A 23,007-nucleotide genomic window follows, 5' to 3' on the forward strand; every position below is an offset into this window, starting at 1 on the left:
CTAACGTCGGTACATCTGACAGGCCGATCTCCTGTGGCGAGGGAGCTTGCTCCCGCTGGGGCGCGAAGCGGCCCTGAGTCCTGACGACTCGGTGTCTCAGGTCAGTGGTTGGGGCTGCTGCGCAGCCCAGCGGGAGCAAGCTCCCTCGCCACTGGGAATGGTGGCGATTGGCAGATTTGTGCTCGCCACCACAGCCAGTGTGGGCCGGTCAGGTGATCAGGGAGTAGACCAACGCCGTAATCGCCACCAAACCCACCCACACAACGAAGACATTGGAGGCCTGACCGCGATAGCGGGCCATGGCCGGGACTTTGCGGATGGCGTACATCGGCATCAGGAACAGGATGGCTGCGATGACCGGGCCGCCCAGGGTTTCAATCATGCCCAGGATGCTCGGGTTGAGCGTGGCGACGATCCAGCACACCACCAGCATGAACGCCGCCGTCAGGCGGTCGAGGGTCTTGGGCGCCGGGCGGCGGCCGCTCTTGACGATCAGGCCCTTGAGGCCTTCGCTGGCACCGATGTAATGGCCGAGGAAGGATTTGGAGATCGCCACGAAGGCAATCAACGGCGCGGCAAAGGCGATGGTCGGGTTGCTGAAATGGTTGGCCAGGTACGACAGGATCGACAGGTTCTGTGCCTTGGCCTCGGCCAACTGCGCCGGGGTCAAGGTCAGCACGCAACTGAACACGAAGAACAGCACCATTACCACCATCAGCACATGGGCGCGCGACAGGATCTGCGAACTGCGTTCCTCGGCATTGGCGCCATAACGACGCTTCTGGTCCACCGCAAACGCCGAAATGATCGGCGAATGGTTGAACGAGAACACCATCACCGGAATCGCCAGCCACAGGGTATGCAGCAGGGCCGATGGTTCAGGCGGCGTGGACGCCGTGGTCAGGATGCCGCCGCTCCAGTGCGGAATCAGGAACACCGCCAGAAACAGCAGCGCAACGATGAACGGGTAGACCATCAGGCTCATGGCCTTGACGATCGCCTGCTCGCCGCAGCGGACCACCGCCAGCAGGCCCAGGATCAACACCAGGGACAGCACAATCCGAGGAGGCGGCTGGATATGCAACTGATGTTCCAGGAAACTGCCCACCGTGTTGGTCAACGCCACGCTGTAGATCAGCAGGATCGGGAAAATGGCAAAGAAGTACAACAGCGTGATCAGCGCACCGGCCTTGAGGCCGAAATGTTCTTCCACCACCTCGGTGATGTCCGCGCCGTCGCGACCGGATAACACGAAACGGGTCAGGCCTCGGTGGGCATAGAACGTCATGGGGAACGCCAGCACAGCCAGGATCAGCAACGGCCAGAAGCCGCCCAGGCCCGCATTGATGGGTAAAAACAGAGTACCTGCACCGATGGCGGTGCCAAACAGGCCCAGCATCCACGTGGTGTCCTGGCGACTCCATTGGCTGAGGGTGGCTGGGACTGTCATTTCAAAGCGCTCTTCGACGCTATTGGCCTGATCATTCATCCGGGCGGATCTCCGTATTCCGGTCACATGCACCCGGCCGGGACGAGTCGGAAACACCCGACAGGCAGCGCCCTGGCCGAAACAGGGGCGCGATTGTCCGGGATTCACGAGCAGAAGCAAAGACTTAGCTGAGGAGCGGTTATGCGTATCAGATCACGCCAATAGAAACAGCCGCCGCATTTCCTGTGGGCGGGCTTGCTCGCCAAAGCGGTGTGTCATTTAGCCGATGCGTTACTGATATAACGCCTTCGCGAGCAAGCCCGCTCCCACAAGGGCGATGCTGAACCCGAAATGCACATAAAAAGCCAAGCCCCCCTGCCCCCGGCTCCTACAATCAGGTTGAATACTTGAAATCGCCCCAGCGCCCACAGGAGCCCAGCATGACCGCAACCGTTCTGGTACTGGTTGAAACCGTCAATGAATACCTGCCGATCCTCGAGAAGCAGGGTTACCACCTGGAATTGGCGCCCACGCCTGCCGAACGCAAGACGGCGATTTTCGAACACGGTGAACGCTTCAGCGCAGTACTGACCCGCGGCCCCCTGGGCCTGACGGAGGAAGAGATCGCCGCCCTGCCCAACCTGAAAATCATCTGCGTGATCGGTGCCGGTTACGAACAAGTGGACCTGCAGGCCGCGCGTCATCGGGGCATCGTGGTCACCAACGGCGCCGGGGTCAACGCGTCATCGGTGGCTGACCATGCCATGGCGCTGTTGCTGGCGTTGGTGCGCGACATACCCCATTCCGATACCGCCCTGCGGCGGGGCGAATGGCCAAGGGTTGCGCGCCCTTCCCTGGCGGGCAAGCGGCTGGGCGTGCTGGGCCTTGGCGCGGTGGGCATGGCGATCGCCAAACGGGCCGCCCTGGGCTTTGACATGAGTATCAGCTATCACAATCGCCGGGTGCGCAATGACGTGCCCTACACCTTCTGCGCCACTCCCACGGAACTGGCGCGGGTTTCGGACTTCCTGATCGTCGCCACGCCAGGTGGCCTGGATACCCGGCAATTGATCAACAAGCAGACCCTCGATGCGCTCGGCCCTAAAGGGTTCCTGGTGAACGTCGCCAGGGCCAGCGTGGTTGCCACCGCTGATCTGATCAGCGCCCTGGAACACCGGCGAATCGCCGGAGCGGCCCTGGATGTGTTCGATAACGAGCCCGAGGTGCCGCAGGCGCTGAAAAAACTGCCCAACGTCGTCCTCACGCCCCATGTGGCCGGCCTGTCGCCAGAAGCGACCCGCGCAATGGTAGAGCTGGTGGGCCAGAACCTGACCGCGTTCTTTTCCGGTAAACCGGTGTTGACGCCAGTGCCGTGGCCCGGCGAGGAGCGTTAAAGAACGCCCAATAACGTCCATAAGCGCCGGGATTCGGCATCGGCACTGATCAGTTCACCCAACAACTCGCTCAACGGCTTGTTGCCCCACTCCACGCCGCGCCGGATCAGGTAGGGCACCGGGCTGTGGGGTTCGGTACGAGCCAGGTAACCGGCGATGACCAGTAACTGTCGATAGGCCTCTTCACGATTGGCCGGCTCCTGGAAGACCTGGGCGGGTGCCACCTGCGCCTGGGACGTCGACGTCGTGGACGGCGGGGGCGTTTGCACCGGCGCGACGGTGGGTTGCTGTGGGTGCATCTCGATGAACTCCTCTACCAGTGCCAGCAAGGCCTGCATCACGTCCTGCAGGGATTTGTAGCCCGGGGCCAGGTTGCCCAGGTAAGCGTCGCTCCAGGCTTCGAGCCGTTGCAGGTGTTGCAGGCTCAACATCAGGCTGCCTTGGCGATGCAGCCAGAACGACAAGGGTGTGTTGCGAATCAGTTCGGCGAGTTTCTTTTGATCGTTGCGCGCCGCTTCCGCCGAGGCCTTGGCGTTCTTGCTGTCGTTGACCAACACTTGCTGGCGCTGCAAGCGTTGCCAGTCGTCCAGGCAGAAAGCGGCGAAGGCCTGTTCCCGGCCGTCGAACAACGGCACCCGCGTCAGCAGCACTTCGCTGTAGCGACGGGCCAGCCACTCCAACGGGATTACCCGCCACGACTGGTCGCCTTCCTCGGCCTGGGGGTGCAACTGCTCCGGATAACGCTCACACAGCCCCGTCACCAGCGCCAGGCTGCCCGGCAATCCCTCCAGCCCGGCCATATGCAGCCAGGCCTCCCCCAGCCAGGCGCTGATCATCAAGTCCTTGCTGCGCTCCAGCAGCAGCGTGGTCGCGAGCCGTTCCAGGTCCGGCCACAGGGCGCGCTTGATCGAAGACTGCCACACACCGGTGGGCAAGCTGGTGTCGTCCTCCCGGCGCAGTTCGCGCAGTTGGTCGTATTCCGGTTCGTAGCGCAGGTCCGGGCCACAGGGCGACTCGGCGCTGATCGGCTCGAGCAACTGAGTGACCAACTCAGGCAAAGGCGATATCGGCAAGCTCACAGGCCCTCCTCACGGGTGGCAATGGCGGGGCTTGATGCGGTCGCCATGAAAGGTGAACGGGGCGCCCGCGTCGGCAGCGGCGGGATCGACAACGGCAGCTTGGAGCCCTGGCTCATCAACGACAGGCGCACGAACATCAGTGTCTGTTCCGCCGTGCGGGCCTGGGTCTGGGCGGTGACCGGCAGTTGCAGGGTCAGGGGAAAATCGGTGTAGTCGACATTCGGCTGGCGCTGGGCCGACACCAGCGAGCGCATCAGGCGCAGCAATGACCACGGCCCTTGGTACTCCCAGCCGGCCTCCAGGTCGCGCACCACCAGGTTCGGTTGCAATGGGTCATTGGCCGGACGCTGGTAGCCGTTGCGGGCCCAGCGCAAGGTCAGGCGCACGGGCTGGCCGACCATCCAGCGCAGGTTCTGCTGGCCGCCGCCGGGGTAGCTGATCTGTTGATTGCCGGCGTCCAGACTCCAGGCGATCACCTGGTCGGCGCCGCGCTCTTCATCGCGGTCGGTGCGCCAGCGCACGTCCATTTCCACCCCCAGGATGCCACTCTTGTCCCTTACGAACAGCGGCCCAAGCCAAGTACCGGCCTGTTTCAAACGGTTGAGGAAATCCTCGGCCGCCAGCCGCTCTGGCGTCTGGCTCAACGTCAGCCCGGCCTGGGCCAGGGGCAGGCGCGTGTCGATCAGTTCCAGCAAATGCTGGACACGCGCCGGATCGGCATCGCTGGCCCGCACATCCTGAGAAAACGGGAAGCGCCCGGCCAGGTACTGATTGAAATAGTTGGCCACGTCATTCCAGGCGCTCGCGGCCTGGTTCTGTTGCAGGTACAGGCACCGTTGCAGGGCACCCTGCTGCAACGCGACCGTGCGCTGGGCCAGGTCGCCGCGCCCGCTGGGCAGGCTGGCGGTCTGCAAGATCTGCGCGCAGGAGGTGGTGTCCATGGCGATGAAGTCCCGGCTGACCAATTGCTCCAGTTGGGCCGCCGAGCTGGCCGGGTTCTGGTTCTTGTACTTGAGCAATTCATCGTTGAGGGCCATGAAGCGTGCCACTTGGTCGTGTTCCAGGGCCGACAAGTTATCCTGCTGGACGATCAGCCATTCCAGGGCGGGCATTCGCTGTTCGGCGACCTGCAGCATCACGCCGAACTGCTGGCTCAGGCTCAGCTTCAAGTCTTGTGGATCGCTGGCACCGTACAGCTGCAAGCCGAAGTTCTTCGAACCGTCCCAGCGCTGGACATCGGCCCGTTGGCTGAACAGCGGCTGGGCATCGATTTCGTCCAGGCCACTCTTGATCTGCGCCAATGCCCGGCGATTGAGCAGACGCTGGAAACGGATCGCCAGGTCGCCGCGATGTACATCCATGAAGGCTTTTTGCAGCGCCACGGCCTGGGTCGTTTGTACATTGAAGCCCATGCCGGGCAACGACGCGTCGCTTTCATCCAGGCTCAACCACATGGCCCGGGCCGCGGCGCCTTCAGCGGCCTGCATCAGCGCGTCACGGTAATCCGGCGGAATGCGCGGCAGTTCTTCGCCGGCATAGCTCTTGTAGCTGGCGAAGTAGTTCAGGGCGACACTGAAATCATCACTGCCATCGCCTTGGCCCATCGCATCGGGGTTGCTGTCCGACGGATCCTTCTGCATGGCCAACGCCACGAAATCGCGCTTGAACAGCGCCTGCACCGCACCGTCCAGCGCCGTGACATGGTCTTGCAAGACCAGCAGGCCGCTGCCCTGTTGCACCAGCAGATTGTCCCGGGAGCCGGTCTGGACGATCCATTGGTCACGAAAGCTCTGCTGCAACTTCGCCGCCTGGCTCTCCAGGTCCTGCTCGATATCCGGCCCCAGCAAAGTGCTGTGGCTGACCTTGTCCAGCATCTGGCTGTAGCCGGGCACCAGGTCCTGGCCCTTGCCCCGCCCCCAGGCCGAGTTGGTCAGGCTGACCAGGGTCTGCAAATCGTCGATCAGCGCCATCAGGTCTTCGAGTTCACTCAGCGAATTGCCACTGCCGGCCTCCAGCCGTTGCAAGTGCAGCTTGAGGTAACCGGCCTGGCGCACGAAGTTGTCCGCCAGGAAGTAATGGTCCAGCCAGCGCTGCATCAGGCCGGTGAAATTATCGGAGATCACCGGGCGCGCGGCATTCAGGTCCAACCCTTTCAAATCGCTGTTCCCGGCATCGAACAGCACCCGGTTGTAGAAATGTGCGCGGCTCAAGGTGCCGGTATTGAGCCCCAGGGACAAGGCGGTGTTGCTCAGTTGCACCAACTCGTCCAGCGGTGCCTTGGGATCGTTCACCACCTGGCTGAACATCTGGTTGTGCTGTTCAAGGCGTACCGCCAGGTCCACCAGTGCCTTGGCCTTCACATAGCTCTGCCATTGCGCCGGGTCTTCGTTCTCCACATTGCCCCGTCGCTCGGTGTTGCGGATGGATTTGAGCTGTTCCAGGTCTGAATTGAGCAGGTCCCGCAGAGGCAATATCCAATGGTGCCGAGCAGTCAGGCGCACCCCATTCTCCAGTTGCGTGTCCACGGAAGAGAACCACGAAGTGGGAAAGACCACCGAGACAAAGCGCCAGCGCGGGGCCTTTTCCAGCATGTTCCAGTAGTTCTGCACGTTGTGCCGGGTCGGTTCCAGCTGCGGTTCGTCAGGGTCGACCACGAGGTGGTTCTTATGGGTGCTGAGGATCAAGCGCGACAGCCCTTCGGCTTCCTCCACCGAATCGTGCCAGACCCAGACCATGCCACCCAACCACACCAGGCCCACCACCAACGCCACCGCTGCGACCAACCGATGCCCGCGCTGGCGCAGGCGCAACAGCCGCGGCACAGGTTGGGCCAAGCCACGCTCGGCCACCAGCCGTCGTGACCACAATTGCCGGGCGAACACAGTTTGCCGCTGGACACTCTCGGCGGCGGTCAAACCATCACCGCTGACAGCCGGCGCCTGGCTGGTAGTGAAATACACCCCGCGACAACGCGGCGCTTCGCCTTGGGCATTGCCCTGGAACACCGGCTCCAGCAGGATCTGCAAGGCCCGTCGCAAGCCTTCGAAGCGCTCCGGCAAACCATAAAGATCGCTGCCCAATTGCCCCGACAGCGCACCGATCTCGATGATCGACTGCGACAGCGCCGCATTGACCTGGTCCAGGGCCTGGTCACTCCACTGCGACTGCCAGGCCGCATCCGGCAAATAGGGCGAGGACCAGCCCAGCATCGATTCACGCGCCTCGGCGGGCAGCGCGCTGACCAGTTCCTGGACCCCGGGCAGCTCTTCCATCCCGCAGATCACCACGTACACCGGCAGGCTGAGGCCGAACCGTTGCAACAGGTCGATAAAGCACCGCCGGACCTTGAGGCTCAGTTCGGTGGTGTGTTCGATGTCATCGAGAGTGCTGAACGGCACGGTCCAGATCACCGCATCCAATGGTCGCTTGCTGCGCAAGCGCAACATCAGTCCCAACAGGCGCCACCAATTACCCCGTTGGCGGTTCATGCCTTCATCGGGCAGGAACAACGCCTGGGGCACCACCAGCACCGAACCCTCGGCATCGGAAAACCAGCGCCCGAACCAAGCGGCCTTGTCGGTCGGTTGCAAGCGCCATTGAGCGCACAATTGGGCGCCGTCGGTTTCGTTGCCGAGCATCATCAGCCAAGGCATCTGATAGCGGTCCCGGGTGCCCTGCTCCTGCTCCATGCGGCGCACCGCCCCATAGAAACTGCGAATCGCCGCCCCGCCTTGGGTCCGCAGCCACCAGATCAGGGCCGCGATCAACACCACCACGACGATGGCGAGCACCACCAGGGCAACGATGCTCAGCGGGCTCATGAGTCCTGCTCCTGGACCACCGCCGACTCGTTCAGTTGCAACACCGGTTCGAGCTCCAAACGAATGTCACGCCAGAACACCTGCCCCAACCCGGTCAGCAACAACACCATCGCCAGGATCGCCAGCCCCAGGCGAAAGCCGTCCGGCAGCGATTGCTGCACCGGCATGCGCATTGGCGGCGTCGCCGCAGACAGCGCCAGGCGCTGGCTGACATCGACATAATCGGGTTCGTGCTGCCAGGCAAACGTGAACAACGCCAGGCGCCATTTCTCATGCTGAACCTGGCCGGGCTCGCCACGCAATCGCCCCTGGAACCCGAGGATCAGGCATTGCAGGTAGACATTCGCCAGGTCCCGGGTGCCGGGCATCTGCTCGTCCAGTAGTTTCTTGATCGCCGCCGGCAAGCGCTCACCGGCCTGGCGACTGGCATACATGCGTGATTCGAGGGGGTGCTGCTGCCAGGCCAGTTGTCCGGGCCAAGGGCTGAACAGCAAGGTTTCGTCCACCAGCGCCACGAAGGCGTAGACCAGCGACTTGACCTGCTCGGTAGCGGCATCGCCGACGGTGGCGAAGGCCACCCGCCACAGACGCTGGGCGCTGCGCCCGGAAAACTCCACCACCCGATTGACCAATACCGCAGGGTCGCTGTCCTTGGGCAAGTCTTGCCATTCCTGGGACCACTTCAGCCAGGCCTGGCGAAAAGCGCTGCTCAGCGGCGCCTCATGCAGACTCCGAACCGCCCCGCCACTTCCATCAGGCATACGACTCCCCTTCTGCGATCAGGCACTTTCACTGGCTTGCGCCACGAACAACACCACTTGCCACGGGCTGCTGGCCTGGGCCGATGCCGGCGCCACGATGTGCAGCGGCAATTGCGCGTCGAACCATTGGCCGCTGGCGGCCACCACAAACAAACGGGTGTCGTCGCCCACGCTGTAGGCCACCTGTTCGTTGCGGCTCATGGCCTGGTGGGGCAGACCGCTCATGCGTTGTCGGCTCAGCAGCGGGATGTGCCGCGCCGACGCGATGATCGCCCCACGCAACCACTCGCCCGCCGCCTGCTCGCTGGCGCCGTTGGGCATGCGCAGGCCGATCACCAGGCGTTGGTCCGGTTGGTCGTCAGGCAACTGGATCGAGAAGACCTGCTCATTGCGCTCGAAGGCCAGGCTGCGATAGCCGGCGCGAACCAGTTCCAGGGTGGTTTCCAGCCAGTCGAGCAACGGCTCGTAGCCGCGCTGCAATTCGAGGAAATCCAGCGGTGCGAAGGCCGGGACACCCGCCAGTGGATCGAGGGCCGACCAGCTCCCGGCCAGCCCCAGCAGCAAACCGTAGAGCGCCTGGGGCGTCGCCACCCGAGTGTTCAGCGCGCCTTCGACTTCCGGCAAGCGCGCCCACAAGGCGGTCAATTGCCGACGGATCTCCATGGCATCGTCCTGGTTGCCAGCCGCCTGGGCCTGGCGCAAGCGACCAGCGAGAAACATGCACTTTTCCCGGGCCCGGGCACACACCCCGGCGACCCGGCGACCGAGGGCCGACTCCGGCAACAGGATCGGCGTCGGCGGGGTGTAGGGCACGCGCCAGAAGCCACCGCCCTCCTTGCGGATGCGTAACAGCGGCAGGCAGATCGAATCCGCCTTGCTCAGTTGCGTGCACAGCCTCGGGTTGGGTCGCCAGACGGTGATCGACTCGGGAAATGCACCGCTGGTGAGGTCCGGCAACGCCTCGCCGACCATCGATTGCAGGCGCCCCTTGAGCGGCACCAATTGCCCAGCACGCCACAGCGGGCTGACGGCCAGGTACACAGTCACAGTGGCGTCGTCGGTCTTGTCGATCGCCTCGCCGATGTCCAACTCCAGGGTCGGCCCGACCCCGGCCTGCAGGTTGACCGGCAGGCCGTCCGGCAAGGTGCCTTGCAATTGCAGCAGTCGCACCTGGCCGGCGCTGAGGGCCGAAGGATCGACTTCCAACTGGCTGACACCCCAGAACCAAGGGTTGCAGGCCCCGGCAAAATACGCAGCCAGGGCCTCGGCACGCAGCCCTTGCAATTGAAAATGCTGGGGCAGCAATTGCATGCCCTCATGCCAGCACACCGCGTCAGGTAACAGACTCATACGACTCCCTTCGACATCCCAATTCGCCGCGCTGGGCGGCCCGCGGTCACTCAAGGCTGGCTGTCATCGAGCCCCATCATTGACGAGGGTCATCTCCCGACTGTCGAACTTCAGCCAGGCCTGGCGCTGATCGTCCAGCCGAAGCCGGTGGGCTCCGGGAGTGTTATAGCTGGCGAAGACCAAAAGTCCAGCGGCGCGCCGGCCCTCCAACGGAAAGGGTTGGCGGTCGATGAATTGCCCCGGAACCAGCTCCAGCCCCCACACCGACATGAGTTGACGATAGTCGCGCTGGAACTGTTCGCGCTCGGCGAACCATTGGCTGGCGGTGATGCCCGACAGCTGCTTGAGCAGGTCCGGGTCGTTCACCGCGATGAAGTCCACGGCGATCGGCGTGTCGTCATTGGCACGCGGCGCGACGTCCAGGGTCAGGCTGTCCAGGTCGACGCTGGGGGCAAAAAGCGAGCAACCGGTGAGCGCCAGGCTCAAAAGAAATCCGAAAAAAAACCCACGCAAAATGAATCTTCCTTTTCTCAGCGGTCAAAAATTGTTTTTGCTTGCTTTTTTATAGACCTGTTCTAGCGTCTTGGGTAGTTCGACCCACACGGTCGAATGCGCCAGGTTCGTCAAGGGAATGACAGGTTTTCTGCCGTCCATTTGCAACCTGTGGATCAGCAAGGGAATGCGATGAGCGGGACTCCCGATGCATTGCGCCCACACATGCATCGGAGTCGGCCGCCATGGCAGAAAGTACCCAGCACAAGCTCGACAGAGTCCGTCCTCCCCGCGTCCAGATCACCTATGACGTGGAAATCGGCAACGCCATCGAGAAAAAAGAATTGCCACTGGTGGTCGGCATTCTGGCCGACCTCTCAGGCAAGCCACTGGACCCGCTGCCCAAGCTCAATGAGCGGCGCTTTACCGAAATCGATCGGGATAATTTCAACGAGGTGCTCGCCTCCATCTCCCCCCGCGCCACGCTCCAGGTGAACAACACCCTCAGCGGCGACGACAGCAAGCTCAACATCGAACTCAACTTCCGCCACATCGACGACTTCGACCCGGTCAAGGTCGTGGAGCAGGTCACGCCGTTGCGTCGGTTGTTCGAAGCGCGCCAACGCCTGCGGGACTTGCTGACCAAGCTCGACGGCAACGATGACCTGGACAAATTGCTGCGCGACGTGATCGCCAACACCGAAGGTCTGCAGGAGATCAAGTCGGCGCGTCCCCAGGACGTACCGCCAGAGCTGCCCGCCGTGGCCGCCAACGATGACCCTGCCCCGGCCGAACCACAGGCCTGATCGCGCGCTTCATTAAGGGAGATAACACCATGCCTGCTTCATCCAGCGCTCAAACCAGCGAGAGCACGACCCAGACCCTGTCCCTGCTGGACAAGATCATCGCCGAAGGCCGCATGGCCCACGACGACAGCCAGCAAGATTATGCCCGCGACATGCTGGCCGAATTCGCCACCCAGGTCCTCGACGAAGGCATGGCCATCGACAAGGACACCGTGGCGATGATCAATGACCGCATCAGCCAGATCGACCAATTGATCAGCGCCCAGCTCAACGAAGTGCTGCACCACCCTGACCTGCAGAAACTCGAAGCCTCCTGGCGCGGCCTGCACCTGCTGGTGCAAAACACCGAGACCAGCACTCGGCTCAAATTGCGCCTGCTCAACGTCACTCAGAAAGAACTGCAGAACGATCTGGAAAAAGCCGTCGAGTTCGACCAGAGCGCACTGTTCAAGAAGATCTACGAGGAAGAATACGGCACCTTCGGCGGGCACCCGTTCAGCCTGCTGGTGGGTGACTACACCTTTGGCCGGCATCCGCAGGACATCGGCCTGCTGGAAAAGCTCTCGAACGTCGCCGCCGCCGCGCACGCCCCGTTCATTGCTGCCGCCAGCCCGCGGTTGTTCGACATGACCAGCTTCACCGAACTGGCGATCCCCAGGGACCTGTCGAAGATTTTCGAGAGCCAGGAGCTGATCAAGTGGCGCGCCTTCCGTGAAAGCGAAGACTCGCGCTACGTGTCGCTGGTGCTGCCGCACTTCCTGCTGCGCCTGCCGTACGGCCCGGACACGCTGCCGGTGGAAGGCATCAACTACGTCGAAGACGTCAACGGCACGGACCACAGCAAATACCTGTGGGGCAACGCCGCCTGGACCCTGGCGCAACGCATCACCGAAGCCTTCGCCAAATATGGCTGGTGCGCAGCCATTCGCGGGGCCGAGGGCGGTGGCGCGGTCGAAGGCCTGCCGGCCCATACGTTCCGCACCAGTTCCGGGGACCTGTCGCTCAAATGCCCGACCGAAGTGGCGATCACCGACCGTCGCGAAAAAGAACTCAACGACCTGGGCTTCATCTCCCTGTGCCACAAGAAAAACAGCGACGTGGCCGTGTTCTTCGGCGGCCAGACCACCAACAAGGCCAAGGTCTACAACACCAACGAGGCCAACGCCAACGCGCGGATCTCGGCAATGTTGCCGTACGTGCTCGCGGCCTCGCGCTTCGCCCATTACCTGAAGGTGATCATGCGTGACAAGGTCGGCAGTTTCATGACCCGCGACAACGTACAGACCTACCTCAACAACTGGATCGCCGACTACGTGCTGATCAACGACAACGCGCCACAAGAAATCAAGGCGCAGTACCCGTTGCGCGAAGCGCGAGTGGACGTGACGGAAGTGGCCGGCAAGCCAGGGGCCTACAAGGCCACGGTGTTCCTGAGGCCGCACTTCCAGCTGGAGGAGCTGACCGCCTCGATTCGCTTGGTGGCGACATTGCCGCCACCGGTAGCTGCCTGACCGCTTGTGGCTATGTGGCTATGTGGCTAGGGAGCTTGCTCCCGCTGGGGCGCGAAGCGGCCCTGTTTTTTTAGGGCTGCTGCGCAGCCCAGCGGGAGCAAGCTCCCTCGCCACAGGGGTTCGGCATTCGTTTTTTATAGGGGTATTGGGTACCACCTACTTGTCTTTTTCTGGAGTTCCACACAATGGATGCAATCATTCTCGACCTCGGCGGCGACATCAAGGGCGACAGCCTGCTGGAGGGTTTCACGGACAAGATCGAGGTCATGTCCTACAGCCATAACGTGGCGATGCAGGTCACCAACGACGTCAGCAACTCGGAGCGTACCTCTGGTCGGCCCCATATCGGCGAATTCACCCTGACTAAATTCATCGACAGCTCCACCCCTTCGCTCAACGAGTATTGCTGCGCCGGCAAGCCGATCCCGCAGGCCGTCATCACCATCGGCCGCAACGCCGCCGAAGGCAGCGGCCAGATCATGCCGTTCATCGTCTACACCCTGACCAACGTCGTGCTGTCCAACGTCAGTGTCAGCGGCGGCACCGGCGGCAAACCGGTGGAAACCCTGTCGCTGAACTTCACCAAGATCAAATGGGAGCTCACCGCGCAGAAAGACGACGGCACCAAGGAAGGCACGGCGGGCACGACCTGGGACCTGGCCGCCAACAAAATGACCAAGTAGGGAAACCACGCCCATGGCTGGCTTCGGGCTGCGCCCGCCCCTGTTCGAACGCCTGGCCAGCCCGGCGGACGATACCGGGCGGGCGTTCGACCGACAGGCGTTGCAAGACTCGGTGCATGCCGAACTGTCGCGCCTGTTCAATACCCGACGCGGCCCGCGGGCGCTGACCGAACCGCCGAGCATCCTGGACTACGGCATCGCCGACTGGACCGCGCTGCAACAGCAGCGCAGCGATGACCGCCGCCAACTGACCCGGGAAATCCGCCAGGCCATCACCTGCTTCGAACCTCGCCTGCGCCTGGGCGAGGTCGAGGTCTGCCCGGTGCCGGGCCGTCCGCAGCAACTGTGCATACGGCTGCTGGGTGAACTGCGCGGCGACCAGCATGCCTGGCCCGTGGCCTTTGTCATCGAGCACGCCGGCGACGGCCTTGAGGTACGACATGAGCGACTCGATTGACCCGCAACTGTTGGACTATTACCAACGCGAACTGACCTGGTTGCGGCACGCCGGGAGCCTGTTCGCCGAGCGCTACCCCAAGGTCGCCCGGCGCCTGGAGTTGTCTCCGGGCGAATGCCCCGACCCGCATGTCGAGCGCCTGCTGGAAGGTTTCGCCCTGTTGGCCGCCCGCTTGCAACGCCGGCTGGACGACGACTACGCCGAATTCAGCGATGCCCTGCTCGAACAGCTTTACCCGTTGGCCATGCGCCCCTTGCCGTCGTGCGCCATCGTGCAGTTCGAACCCGACCCCAGCAAAGGCAACTTGAACGAGGGCTACCCGCTGCCCCGCGACACACCGTTGTTCGTCACTACGGACAAAGGCCAGAGCATTCATTTTCGGACCACCGCCGCCGTGCACCTGTGGCCGGTTGAAATCAGCGAGGCATTGCTGCTGGGCAGCGACGAAACCCAGGCGCTGACCGGAGTGGTCCGGGCACGCTCGGCCTTGCGCCTGGAGCTGCGGTGCCTGGGCGAAAGCCAGTGGTCGACGCTGGGAATCGACTCGCTGCGGGTACACCTGGCGGCGTCACCGATCATCAACGCCGGGCTGTACGACCTGCTGGGCGCGCACGCCATCGAGGTCCTGGCCGGTGCGCCGGGCAGCGTGCCGGCGTCGCTGACAGGCTTGCCACAGATCGTCGGCTTCGCCAATGACCAGGTCTTGCTGCCGGATGAAGACGGCGTACATCCCGGCATGCGCCTGCTGGCGGAGTACTTTGCCTTCCCGGATAAATTCGGTTTCTTCGATCTGCCACTGGCCGGCGCCACCAGCGACAGTCCGTCGTTGTACCTGTACATCGTTTTCGACCGCCCTCCCACCAGCCGCCTGCCGCTCCAGGCCAGCGACATCGCCCTGGGCTGCACGCCGGTGATCAACCTGTTTCCCAGGACTTCCGAGCCGCTGCGCCCGGATGGCACCCGCAGCGAGTACCGGTTAGTGGCCGACAGTCATCGGGAAAACAGCGTCGAGATCCACAGCATCCGTGGCATGCGCGCCATGTCCAGCCAGGGCGTGCGCAAAGTGCCGGCCTATTACGGAAGCCAGCATGGCAGCGACCAGACCTGTTATTGGCATGCGCGACGGGTCAGTGGCATGAGCCCGAACCGATTGGGCACCGACTTGATGGTCAGCCTGGTGGACACCCAGTTCGACCCGCTGGCCGAAACCCGCGACTACAGCCTCACCGCCGAACTGCTGTGCACCAACCGCCACCTGGCCCAGAGCCTGCCGGCCGGTACCTCGCTGGGTTTCGAGCGCCCGGGGCCGGTGGCCTGGGCGCGCCTGCGCAACCCACCCAGCCCGCAAAGCCTGCCGCGCCTGGACGGCGAATCGCGCTGGCGGCTGGTGTCGCAATTGACCCTCAACCATTTGTCGCTGGTCGAAGGCCCCCAGGCATTGGACGCACTGAGCGAGATCCTCCAATTGCACAACCTGCGGGACGAGGGCAGCGCCCATCGCCAGATCGAAGGGGTATCGGGGCTGAGTTGCGACCGGGTCATCGCCCATGTCGGCGAAGACGCCTGGCGCGGCTGGCGCAACGGCCTGGAGGTGCGCCTGCAACTGGATCCGCAACACTTCGTCGGTAGCAGCGCCGTGCTGTTCTCCGGGGTACTGGCGCAATTCTTTTCCCTTTACGCCACCGCCAATCGCTTCGTGCGCACCGTGCTGGTCCAGTCCGACAAGGAGGTGAAGACATGGCAACCCCAAGCCGGCAAACCCCTGGTGCTCTGAACCTGAGCCAGCGCCTGCGGCGCGACCCGCAACGTTTCGAATGGCTCCAGGCCTTGCTGTTGCTCGAACGTGAACATCCCCAGGCCGAGCCCCTGGGCAGCGGCACCGCGCCGCACGCCGAAGCCTTGCGTCTGCGCGGGCCCTTGACGCCGCTGTTCGCCGCCAGCGAAGTGGAAAGCCTGGGCCAGGAACCCGGCCTGCCGCCAACCCTGACCACGCCGATTTTCGGCCTCGGCGGCCCCGACGGCCCGTTGCCCTACGCCTACCAGGAATGGCTGCAACAACGAGCCCGGGCGAAGGATCATGCTCCCGCGGAATTCCTCGACCTGTTCCAGCATCGCCTGCTCAGCCTGCTTTACAAGGTGATGCGCAAACATCGCATCGCCTTGGGTTTCACTGCCCCGGGATCGTCCGCCGTACACGCGCAACTGCGGGCGTTGACCGGCCTGCTACCCAAGGCCTTGCAGGAGCGCCAGGCCGCCCCCGACTCGGCGGTACTGGCCTGCACCGCGCTGTACGCCGATGGCCGGCGCTCCCTGGACGGGTTCGCGGCGATTGTCCGTGAACAGTTCGGGCTGCCCGTGGAGCTGACGGCCTACGAAGGTGGCTGGCGTGAAATCCCGCCGGCCAGCCGCAGCCGCTTGCCACCGGGCGGGCGCAACCTGTGCCTGGGCCGCAACGCGGTGGCCGGCAGCCATGTCTGGGACGAACATGCCGGCGTGCGCCTGACCCTCGGCCCGCTGACCACGGGCCAGGCCAGCGGACTGCTGCCCAACGGCGAAACCCATCCGCTGCTCGCCAGCCTCTACGCCCTGTACTTCGGCCCCGACCTGGATTGCACCCTGGTGCTGCTGATCCGCGGCGCCGGCCCGCTGCAACTGGACCGCCAGGCAGCGCCACGGCTGAACTGGAACGGTGGCCTGCAACACCAGACGACCCTCGCCGTGCAGCGGATCGAAACCCGCCTTCGTCAGCCGGAGATTGCCTGAAATGGAACTGGCCAGCCTGATCGGACGCCTCAACCCGGACAACCGCCGCGCCCTGGAACGGGCCGCGCAACGTTGCATGCAGCGCAGCCACCACTACGTGGAAATCGAGCACCTGCTGTTGGAACTGCTCGACATCGAGGGCGGTGATTTTGCCTGCCTGCTGCCACGTTTCGGTCTGGAGCGTGACGCGGTGGCAACAGAAACCAACAAGGCACTGGACCTGTTCAAATCCGGCAGCACCCGCACACCCGCCTTATCGGCGCAAACCATCGGCCTGCTGGAAGACGCCGTGGTCCAGGCCAGCGTGCTGGGCCTGGACAACATCCGCTCCGGGCTGTTGCTGCTGGCCCTGCTGGACCGTGATGAGCGCCGCAGCCTGCTGCTCAACAGCGCCTCGTCGTTGCTGCGCATTCCCCGCGACGCCCTGCGCGCCCATCTCTTGGAGTGGACCGAAAGCTCCCGTGAACATGTCGGTGGCGTGCGCCCGGCCAAACCCGGCGAGCCTCCCCAGAAACAAGACCCGGTGCTGGACCAGTACACCCAGGACTTGACCGCCGACGCCCGGGCCGGACGCATCGACCCCATCGTCGGTCGCGACGGCGAGATCCGCCAGTGCATCGACATCCTGCTCCGGCGCCGGCAGAACAACCCGATCCTGGTGGGTGCACCCGGCGTCGGCAAGACTGCGGTGGTGGAAGGCCTGGCCCTGCGTATCGCCGCTGGGGATGTGCCGCCGTCGTTGCAGGAAGTCACCCTGCGCGTACTCGACCTGGGCCTGTTGCAGGCCGGTGCCGGCGTCAAAGGTGAATTCGAACAGCGCCTCAAAGGCGTGATCGACGCGGTACGCAGTGCCGAAAAGCCGATCATTCTGTTTATCGACGAAGCCCATACGCTGATCGGCGCCGGCGGTGCGGAAGGCGGCAGCGACGCGGCCAACCTGCTCAAACCGGCCCTGGCCCGGGGCGAACTGCGCACCTTGGCCGCCACAACCTGGCTGGAGTACAAAAAATATTTCGAGAAAGACCCGGCCCTGGCCCGCCGCTTCCAACTGGTGCAGGTCGAAGAACCGGACGAACTTACCGCTGTGGAAATGCTCCGCGGCGTCGCGAGCAAACTGGAACAGCACCACGGCGTGCAGGTGCTGGACGCGGCCATCCACGAGGCGGTTAAGCTGTCCCACCGCTACATCTCCGGGCGACAGTTGCCGGACAAAGCCATCAGCGTGCTCGACACCGCCTGCGCCCGGGTCGCCCTCGGCCAGCACGACGTGCCGCCGCCGCTGGAAAGCCTGCGCCATCGGCAGAATAGCCTCAAGGACGAGGTCGAACGCCTGCGCCGGGAACAGGCCACCGGGCTGGATCATCGCGAGCGCATCACCCTGCTCGAAGCCGAATCGACCAGCAACGTGCAAGCCATCCGCGAGCTGGAAACCCGCTGGGGCGAAGAGCGCGAAGCCGTGCGCGAATTGCTCGACACCCGACGCGAACTGCTTACCCTGAGCGAACGCGCCGACAGTGAAAAAGCCGACACCGAGATCGATAACCGCATCGACCACTTGGCCGCCGAACTGCTGCGTCTGGAGGCCGGCCTCGATGCCATTCGCCAGGACGATCCGCTGGTGCCCGAACAGGTGGACAGCAAGACCGTCGCCGCCGTGATTGCCGGCTGGACGGGTATCCCGGTGGGCAAGATGCTCGCCGACGAAGCCCACGCCGTGCGCACCCTCGGCCAGCGCATGGGCCAGCGGGTCATGGGCCAGAGCACAGCGCTGAACACCATTGCCCAACGCCTGCAAGCCTACCGCGCCGGCCTCACCGACCCACAGAAACCGGTCGGGGTGTTCCTGCTGGTGGGCCCCACCGGCGTGGGCAAGACCGAAACCGCCTACGCCCTGGCCGACGCCTTGTACGGCGGTGAACGCAACCTGATCAGCATCAACCTCTCGGAGTACCAGGAAGCCCACACCGTCAGCCAACTCAAAGGCGCCCCACCCGGCTACGTCGGCTACGGCAGCGGCGGCGTGCTCACCGAAGCGGTGCGGCGCAAACCCTATTCCGTGGTGCTGCTGGATGAAATCGAAAAGGCCCACCCGGATGTGCTCGAAGCCTTCTACAACGTCTTCGACAAAGGCCTGATGGAAGACGGCACCGGCCTGGTGGTGGACTTCAAGAACACCGTGATGCTCGCCACCAGCAACGTCGGCGCTGAGCTGTTGCTGGATACGCCTAGCGCGCAACTGGGCAGCGACGCCTTCAACGAAGCCTTGCACAAAGTGCTGCTGCAAGCGTTCCGCCCGGCGTTTTTGGCGCGCATGACCGTGGTGGCGTACCGACCGCTGGATGAAGCGACGCTGGAGGGGATTGTGCTGGCGAAGCTGGAAAAATTGCGCGGGCGCTACAAGGCTGCGACGGGCAAGCAGTTCGAATTCGATGCGGGGATCGTCAAGGCTGTTCTCGCCAAGTGCAGTGCGGCTGGAGCAAGAGATGTCGAGAATGTGTTGATGACGCAGGTGACGGGCAAGTTGGCGGAGTGGGTGTTGGAGTGAATTGCCCCCCCGACTTGCATAATCATTTCCAACTGAATGGAGATAATCGCCATGACTGAAAAGGAGTTTCTCAACGTTGTACTACAGGCGGCCGGCGTTCACCCAGACGACTTTTCGGGTGCACCCGATCAGTTCACCAAAGGCTGGACATCGCATGCGCACTGGGAAACCGCTGCGCAGGTCGAGATTGCCCATCACTTGAAACGAGCCTACGTAACTGAAGCCAAACTCAGAGAGATCTATTACCCGGCGCCCTACTATCCAGAGCAGGTGGATTTTTATTTCGAGCTCGACGGCAGCTCCTATGCAGTGGAGATCAAAGTGGAAGGCGTCACTGGAAATTTTGCCGGTAAAAACCTTCAAGAGGCGATCACCCGCGATGTTCACAAGCTACACGGTTTCAATGCCGACCATCGCTGGGTTGTGATCATCGCTGTCACACAAAAAAACCGTAATTTACTGGAAATGACTTTAAATCGCGGCGACTCCTGGATTTGCGACGCGGAGGGTTCTTTCATCGCTTATCTCTGCAACATCGATACCTACCCCCATGGGCTTCCTATCAGTCGAACCAAGGAGCTGAGTGCGCCGTATAACTTCATCACTAAGCATTACAGTTGAATGACTGTCAGTCTTCATTCAATCCGACTCACGAATTCGTATGCTTCGAGGCCCTGAATGCCCCGCTCCACCGACAGCAACACCACCCTATTCCTCACCGCCACCTCGCTGTCGGCGCTGTACCCTGAATCGCTGTCCGGCGAAGAACGCCTCAACGCCCTGGGTTCGCACATGCTCAACGGCGTCAACGACGGCGCCTCGCTGGACCTCACGACAGCCGTCGCCAGCCATGTGACCACCACGCTGCACAAGGACGCCTTGCTGCGCCCGCTGGATTGGTTGGTGGCCGAAATCCGCCAACTGCCGGCCGACGCCACCGCCGAACGCTATCAACTCCTGCTCCGGCCCTGGCTCTGGTGGCTGAGCCTGGCCAGCAACAACCGGGTGTTCCAGAACCTTGCCACCTCGGACATCGTCACCACGATTTTCAAGGCCCATGGTTTCACCGACTTCCAGCTCAAGCTCACCGGCAGCTACACCCCGCGCGAATACTGCGTGCAGTACGGCGAAACCGACCTGGCCTTCGTCTCGCGCCTGTTGGAAGAAGATGGGATCTTCTGGTTTTTCACCCACGAGGAAGGCACCCACACGCTGGTCCTGGCCGACAGCAACGACGCCTTCGCACCGATTCCCAACGGGCCGACGGTGAACTACCTCGGGCAGCGAATCGGCGAGCGGGAACTGCACGGCATCCGCTCCGGGCAAGTGTGCCTGCAAGCGGTGGCCGGGGTTTACCAGGCGACCGACTATGAATTCACCACCCCAACGACATCGCTCTACAGCCAGGCCGAAGCCGTGGCCGGGCCAAGTTCGGTGTACGAACACCCGGGCGGCTACACCGCCAAGGCCCAGGGCGACGCGTTGACCAAACAGCGGGTGGACGGCCTGCGCAGCCAGGAGCAACGTTTTGTCGGCGAAAGCGATTGCCGCTGGCTGGTGCCGGGATACTGGTTCACCCTCGCCGGCCATGAAGACACGACGCTGAATATCGATTGGGTCGTGACCTCGGTCAGCCACGAAGCCAGCCACGACAGCTATCGCAACCGCTTCGAAGCGATCCCCAAGGCCACGGTCTATCGACCGCCCCGCCTCACGCCAAAACCCCGCATGCACACCCAGACAGCGCTGGTGGTGGGCAAGGCCGGCGAAGAAATCTGGACCGATGAATATGGCCGGATCAAATTGCAGTTCCCCTGGGACCGCACCGGCAAGAACGACGAGACGTCATCGTGCTGGGTCCGCGTGGTCTTGCCGTGGAGCGGCAAAGGCTTTGGCATGCAATTCGTGCCGCGCATCGGCCAGGAAGTCATCGTGACCTTCATCGACGGCGACCCGGACCGTCCCCTGGTCACCGGCTGCGTCTACAATGGCGACAATGCCCTGCCCTACGCGCTGCCGGCGAACCAGACCCAGTCCGGGATCAAGACCCAATCGTCCAAGGGCGGCGGCGGTTTCAACGAGTTGCGTTTCGAAGACAAGAAGGACGCCGAAGAGGTGTTTCTCCAGGCCCAGAAAGACTTCAACATCAACGTGCTCAACGACACCACCGCCACCGTCGGTCACGACGAAACCCTCACGGTGCAGAACGCCCGCACCCGTACGGTAAAGGATGGCGACGAAACCGTGACCCTGGAGAAAGGCAAGCGCAGCGTGACCATCCAGACCGGCAGCGACAGCCTCGATGTGAAGGACACCCGCACTGTCACCGTGGGCTCGGACCAGACCCACAGCACCGGCGGCAACTACGAGCACAAGGTCACTGGCAATTACAGCCTGACGGTGGACGGCAACCTGACCATCAAGGTCAGCGGCACCCTGACCCTGCAAAGCGGCGGCAGCTTCGCGATCAAGAGCGGCGCCGACCTGGCCGCCCAGGCCAGCACGTCCATCAGCCAGAAAGCCGGCACAGCCCTGAGCAACCAGGCCGGTACCTCGCTGGAAAACAAAGCCGGTACCACCCTGACCAATGACGCCGGCATCAGCCTGGTGAACAAGGCGGCGGCCGAACAGACCGTGGACGGCGGCGGCATGCTGACCATCAAGGGCGGCCTGGTGAAGGTCAACTGACAGGAACCTACCGATGGCCTCGAAGAGACTCGACGTGGAACGTGGCGACAGCCAACTGAGCGGGCAACTGGTCGACGGCCAGCTCGACGGCCCGCTGCAGATCGAAGAAGCCCAACGCCCGCAAGCAAAACTCAACTACAGCCAAGGTGAACTGCAAGGCACCAGCACCCTGTATCACCCCAATGGCAAGGTCTCGGCGGTACTGCCGTTCGTGAAAGGCAAACTGCAAGGTGTGGCGAGCTTCTACGCGGCCGAAGGCGGGTTGCAACGCCAGGCCACGTATCGCCGTGGGTTGCTGCACGGCGAGGCGAACAACTACTTTCCCGACGGACAACTGGCCGAAGCCGAGGTCTATCGCGACGGCGTGCGCGACGGCCGCTATCGCCGCCTGCACCCCAACGGCAACCCGGCGGTCGAAGCGCGCTACCTCAATGGCCAACTGCTGGAACCAGCCCAGGCCTACGCCGAAGACGGCCGGCCGCTGGACGCCGAAGGCAAGCCAATCTCCCGGGTGCGCTGGTGGTTCAGGCGCTGGAATGATCCGGCGCAGGCATAAACTGGGGACTGGTTCCTGCAGCCGCCTCGCTCCCACAGGGAATGCTGTTCACCTAAGGTTTGTTTAATTCACTGTGGCGAGGGAGCGTGCTCCCGCTTGAGTGCGAAGCACTCACAAAAATGGGCCTGCTGCGCAGTCCAGCGGGAGCAAGCTCCCTCGCCACGGGGGCATCTACGGTCTTAAGTAACCTACATAGCCTCCCACAGGTATCTTGGTGTTACTCAGGGAATCAACATCTGCACCTGCCCTGGCACAACGATCTTGATCACCCCGGCCCAGGTACACATCAAGGTGCTGTTAGCATCGATGGCCGGCATGTTGCCCAGCAACAGGGTCGGGGCGCCGCCGGGGATCCATGGCGCCGCGGTGGCCGGGATGCAGGGCATGGGCGTCAGCACGCCGAGTGCCGCCGCGGTGGCGGCGGCCACGGTCGGGTTCGCCAGGCTCATGCACATGCCAAACGTGGTGATGTTCACCAGCGGGATGTGGTCCATGATGTTCGCCGCCGGCATCCCGCCGGTCAGCAGGCGATTGACCGGCAGCACATTGAGCACCGCCGGGGCAGCGCCGAAGCTGCATTGCAAGGTCGCGGTGCCACAGACTTGCGGGCATCCCATCGCGGTTGCTCCTTTGAAAGCGACAGACTCCAGAACCTTAGCTCGCCCATCCTCG

General features: G+C 63.4%; 18 protein-coding genes. 11 read left to right on the plus strand and 7 right to left on the minus strand.

Annotation, left to right across the window (positions count from 1 at the left end):
* Positions 1-208: 208 nt before the first annotated feature.
* On the minus strand, positions 209-1,489 hold the full coding sequence (locus BLU76_RS24460) for a serine/threonine transporter (protein WP_092145965.1): 1,281 nt from the start codon (positions 1,487-1,489) through the stop codon (positions 209-211).
* Between the two features lie 380 nt (positions 1,490-1,869).
* On the opposite strand from BLU76_RS24460, the gene BLU76_RS24465 reads away from it, so the two are divergent.
* Entirely contained in the window at positions 1,870-2,823 is a 954-nt protein-coding gene (locus BLU76_RS24465) for a 2-hydroxyacid dehydrogenase (RefSeq protein ID WP_092145967.1), read from the plus strand.
* Here BLU76_RS24465 and tssA read toward each other — a convergent pair.
* From tssA to BLU76_RS24490, 5 genes are all read right to left on the minus strand, one after another.
* On the minus strand, positions 2,820-3,902 hold the full coding sequence (tssA, locus tag BLU76_RS24470; RefSeq protein ID WP_092145968.1) for a type VI secretion system protein TssA: 1,083 nt from the start codon (positions 3,900-3,902) through the stop codon (positions 2,820-2,822). The two genes, BLU76_RS24465 and tssA, sit on opposite strands and share 4 nt — an antisense overlap.
* On the minus strand, positions 3,899-7,723 hold the full coding sequence (locus BLU76_RS24475) for a type VI secretion system protein (protein ID WP_092224789.1): 3,825 nt from the start codon (positions 7,721-7,723) through the stop codon (positions 3,899-3,901). The genes tssA and BLU76_RS24475 overlap by 4 nt, the downstream gene beginning before the upstream one ends.
* Positions 7,720-8,484 (minus strand): DotU family type IV/VI secretion system protein, encoded by a 765-nt coding sequence (locus BLU76_RS24480; protein ID WP_063320713.1) that lies wholly within the window; start codon positions 8,482-8,484, stop codon positions 7,720-7,722. Before BLU76_RS24480 ends, BLU76_RS24475 begins: the two co-directional genes overlap by 4 nt.
* Positions 8,485-8,502: 18 nt before the next feature.
* A complete protein-coding gene (gene tssK / locus BLU76_RS24485; RefSeq protein WP_092145973.1) occupies positions 8,503-9,834 on the minus strand; it encodes a type VI secretion system baseplate subunit TssK in 1,332 nt (443 codons plus the stop codon).
* 63 nt (positions 9,835-9,897) lie between these two features.
* The gene (locus BLU76_RS24490; protein WP_063320711.1) at positions 9,898-10,347 is read right to left on the minus strand and encodes a hypothetical protein; all 450 of its coding nucleotides are present in this window, start codon (positions 10,345-10,347) and stop codon (positions 9,898-9,900) included.
* A gap of 224 nt (positions 10,348-10,571) precedes the next feature.
* On the opposite strand from BLU76_RS24490, the gene tssB reads away from it, so the two are divergent.
* The 10 genes from tssB (at position 10,572) to BLU76_RS24550 (ending at position 22,335) form a co-directional block, all read left to right on the plus strand.
* Positions 10,572-11,132 (plus strand): type VI secretion system contractile sheath small subunit, encoded by a 561-nt coding sequence (tssB, locus tag BLU76_RS24500; protein WP_003202799.1) that lies wholly within the window; start codon positions 10,572-10,574, stop codon positions 11,130-11,132.
* 29 nt (positions 11,133-11,161) lie between these two features.
* Positions 11,162-12,643, plus strand: a complete 1,482-nt coding sequence (gene tssC / locus BLU76_RS24505) for a type VI secretion system contractile sheath large subunit (protein WP_063320710.1) — start codon at positions 11,162-11,164, stop codon at positions 12,641-12,643.
* A gap of 185 nt (positions 12,644-12,828) precedes the next feature.
* Positions 12,829-13,326, plus strand: coding sequence for an Hcp family type VI secretion system effector (locus BLU76_RS24515; RefSeq protein WP_014337905.1), 498 nt, complete (start codon positions 12,829-12,831; stop codon positions 13,324-13,326).
* Between the two features lie 13 nt (positions 13,327-13,339).
* Positions 13,340-13,783 (plus strand): type VI secretion system baseplate subunit TssE, encoded by a 444-nt coding sequence (gene tssE, locus BLU76_RS24520; RefSeq protein WP_063320709.1) that lies wholly within the window; start codon positions 13,340-13,342, stop codon positions 13,781-13,783.
* A complete protein-coding gene (tssF, locus tag BLU76_RS24525; protein ID WP_092224793.1) occupies positions 13,767-15,557 on the plus strand; it encodes a type VI secretion system baseplate subunit TssF in 1,791 nt (596 codons plus the stop codon). Before tssE ends, tssF begins: the two co-directional genes overlap by 17 nt.
* A complete protein-coding gene (tssG, locus tag BLU76_RS24530) occupies positions 15,521-16,546 on the plus strand; it encodes a type VI secretion system baseplate subunit TssG (RefSeq protein WP_072341852.1) in 1,026 nt (341 codons plus the stop codon). The genes tssF and tssG overlap by 37 nt, the downstream gene beginning before the upstream one ends.
* Before the next feature lies 1 nt (position 16,547).
* Complete coding sequence (gene tssH, locus BLU76_RS24535) at positions 16,548-19,091, plus strand: type VI secretion system ATPase TssH (RefSeq protein ID WP_092224795.1); 2,544 nt, start codon at positions 16,548-16,550, stop codon at positions 19,089-19,091.
* Positions 19,092-19,142: 51 nt separating this feature from the next.
* Positions 19,143-19,712, plus strand: coding sequence for a hypothetical protein (locus BLU76_RS24540; RefSeq protein WP_092145985.1), 570 nt, complete (start codon positions 19,143-19,145; stop codon positions 19,710-19,712).
* A 57-nt stretch (positions 19,713-19,769) separates the two neighbouring features.
* Positions 19,770-21,779 (plus strand): type VI secretion system Vgr family protein, encoded by a 2,010-nt coding sequence (tssI, locus tag BLU76_RS24545; protein WP_092145987.1) that lies wholly within the window; start codon positions 19,770-19,772, stop codon positions 21,777-21,779.
* A 13-nt stretch (positions 21,780-21,792) separates the two neighbouring features.
* The gene (locus tag BLU76_RS24550) at positions 21,793-22,335 is read left to right on the plus strand and encodes a toxin-antitoxin system YwqK family antitoxin (protein ID WP_092145989.1); all 543 of its coding nucleotides are present in this window, start codon (positions 21,793-21,795) and stop codon (positions 22,333-22,335) included.
* Between the two features lie 221 nt (positions 22,336-22,556).
* On the opposite strand, the gene BLU76_RS24555 is transcribed toward BLU76_RS24550, so the two are convergent.
* Entirely contained in the window at positions 22,557-22,952 is a 396-nt protein-coding gene (locus BLU76_RS24555) for a DUF4280 domain-containing protein (RefSeq protein WP_003202818.1), read from the minus strand.
* Positions 22,953-23,007 lie beyond the last annotated feature (55 nt).

It is taken from the genome of Pseudomonas sp. NFACC08-1 (assembly GCF_900106735.1).
In the GTDB taxonomy this organism is placed as follows: Bacteria; Pseudomonadota; Gammaproteobacteria; order Pseudomonadales; family Pseudomonadaceae; genus Aquipseudomonas; species Aquipseudomonas fluorescens_Q.

Coding starts and splice junctions, on each gene's coding strand:
- BLU76_RS24460 (WP_092145965.1), bottom strand. CDS start 1,489: ATGAATGATCAGGCCAATAGCGTCGAAGAGCGCTTTGAAATGACAGTC.
- BLU76_RS24465 (WP_092145967.1), top strand. CDS start 1,870: ATGACCGCAACCGTTCTGGTACTGGTTGAAACCGTCAATGAATACCTG.
- BLU76_RS24475 (WP_092224789.1), bottom strand. CDS start 7,723: ATGAGCCCGCTGAGCATCGTTGCCCTGGTGGTGCTCGCCATCGTCGTG.
- BLU76_RS24480 (WP_063320713.1), bottom strand. CDS start 8,484: ATGCCTGATGGAAGTGGCGGGGCGGTTCGGAGTCTGCATGAGGCGCCG.
- tssK (WP_092145973.1), bottom strand. CDS start 9,834: ATGAGTCTGTTACCTGACGCGGTGTGCTGGCATGAGGGCATGCAATTG.
- tssB (WP_003202799.1), top strand. CDS start 10,572: ATGGCAGAAAGTACCCAGCACAAGCTCGACAGAGTCCGTCCTCCCCGC.
- tssC (WP_063320710.1), top strand. CDS start 11,162: ATGCCTGCTTCATCCAGCGCTCAAACCAGCGAGAGCACGACCCAGACC.
- BLU76_RS24515 (WP_014337905.1), top strand. CDS start 12,829: ATGGATGCAATCATTCTCGACCTCGGCGGCGACATCAAGGGCGACAGC.
- tssE (WP_063320709.1), top strand. CDS start 13,340: ATGGCTGGCTTCGGGCTGCGCCCGCCCCTGTTCGAACGCCTGGCCAGC.
- tssF (WP_092224793.1), top strand. CDS start 13,767: ATGAGCGACTCGATTGACCCGCAACTGTTGGACTATTACCAACGCGAA.
- tssG (WP_072341852.1), top strand. CDS start 15,521: ATGGCAACCCCAAGCCGGCAAACCCCTGGTGCTCTGAACCTGAGCCAG.
- tssH (WP_092224795.1), top strand. CDS start 16,548: ATGGAACTGGCCAGCCTGATCGGACGCCTCAACCCGGACAACCGCCGC.
- BLU76_RS24540 (WP_092145985.1), top strand. CDS start 19,143: ATGACTGAAAAGGAGTTTCTCAACGTTGTACTACAGGCGGCCGGCGTT.
- tssI (WP_092145987.1), top strand. CDS start 19,770: ATGCCCCGCTCCACCGACAGCAACACCACCCTATTCCTCACCGCCACC.
- BLU76_RS24550 (WP_092145989.1), top strand. CDS start 21,793: ATGGCCTCGAAGAGACTCGACGTGGAACGTGGCGACAGCCAACTGAGC.
- BLU76_RS24555 (WP_003202818.1), bottom strand. CDS start 22,952: ATGGGATGCCCGCAAGTCTGTGGCACCGCGACCTTGCAATGCAGCTTC.